The sequence below is a fragment of the Streptomyces sp. NPDC051286 genome (genome assembly GCF_044455345.1).
GTDB lineage: Bacteria > Actinomycetota > Actinomycetes > Streptomycetales > Streptomycetaceae > Streptomyces.
On the sequence record NZ_JBITER010000150.1, the window covers coordinates 1 to 1,418 of the forward strand.

General features: G+C 70.7%; 1 protein-coding gene. It reads left to right on the top strand.

Features of this window, described 5'->3' with window-relative positions:
- A partial coding sequence (locus ACIBB8_RS37885; RefSeq protein ID WP_398959960.1) for a condensation domain-containing protein occupies window positions 1-1,418 on the top strand: 1,418 nt, incomplete at both ends.

Here is a 1,418-nt window from a genome sequence, read left to right on the forward strand (position 1 = left end):
CTCCGTTGCAGGAGGGTCTGCTCTTCCATCATCTGCTCGCCGACGGCGGCGAGGACGCGTATGTGACACCGACCGCCCTCGAATTCGACACGCGGCAGCGGCTGGACGTGTTCCTGGACGCCTTGCGTCAGGTGATCGACCGGCATGACATCTATCGCACGGGTGTGGTGTGGGAGGGCCTGCGCGAGCCGGTGCAGGTGGTGTGGCGTCACGCCGCGCTCCCCGTCACGGACGTGGCGCTCGATCCGCGGGGCGACGATCCGGTGGACCAGCTGCTCACGGCCGTCGGCCTGTCGATGGACGTGGGCCGGGCACCGCTGATCGACGTACACATCGCCGCCGCGGACACGGAAACGGACCGCTGCCTGGCGATGGTGCGCATGCACCACCTGGTGCGCGATCACACGGCGCTGGCCGTGCTCCTGGAGGAAGTCCGGGCGTTCGCCGAGGGCCGGGGCGGCGAGCTGCCCGAGCCGCTGCCGTTCCGGAACTTCGTCGCGCAGGCCCGCGGTGGCGTGGAGCGGTCGGCCTACGAGCGGTTCTTCACCGAGCTGCTCGGCGACGTGGACGAGCCGACCGCGCCGTTCGGCGTCCTGGACGCGCGCGGCGACGGCGCCGGGGTCGTCCGGGCCGAAGCCGCCTTTGCACCGGAACTCGTCGCACGCATACGTGAGGTGTCGCGGCGGCTCGCGACCAGTCCCGCGACGGTGCTGCACGTGGCGTGGGCCCGGACTCTGGCGGTGGTCAGCGGCCGTGACGACGTGGTGTTCGGCACGGTGCTGTTCGGCCGGATGAACGCCGGTACGGGCGCCGACCGCGTCCCCGGACCGCTGATGAACACGCTGCCGGTACGGACACACGTCGACGGGACCGGTGTGCTCACTGCCGTCGCCGGCATGCGGTCGCAGCTCGCGGCCCTCCTCGAGCACGAACACGCCCCCCTGGCGGTGGCACAGCAGGCCAGCGGTGTGCCGGCGGATGCTCCGCTGTTCACGTCGCTGTTCAACTACCGGCACAACACCGGGAACGACGACCATGACGGCGGCGAGGGCGAAAGCCGTGCCGAAGTCCTCGAAGGGGTCAGGGCGCTGGCGGTACGAGAGCGCACGAACTACCCCGTGACCGTCTCCGTCGACGACGACGGGGCCGGAGCCGGAGCCGGGATCGCGCTGTCCGTGGACGTCGTGGCGCCGATCGATCCGCAGACGGTGTGCGCTCTCCTGCGTACCACGGTCGAACATCTCGTCTCCGCGCTGGAGACCGCACTGGAGAACGACGACCCCGGCCTGCCGCTGAACGCGATCGATGCGCTGGACGACGCGCAGCGTCGTCGGTTGTTGGTGGAGTGGAATGACACGGGTGCGGTGGTTGAGGGGGTGACGCTGCCGGGGTTGTTCGAGGCGCAGGTGGTGCGGACG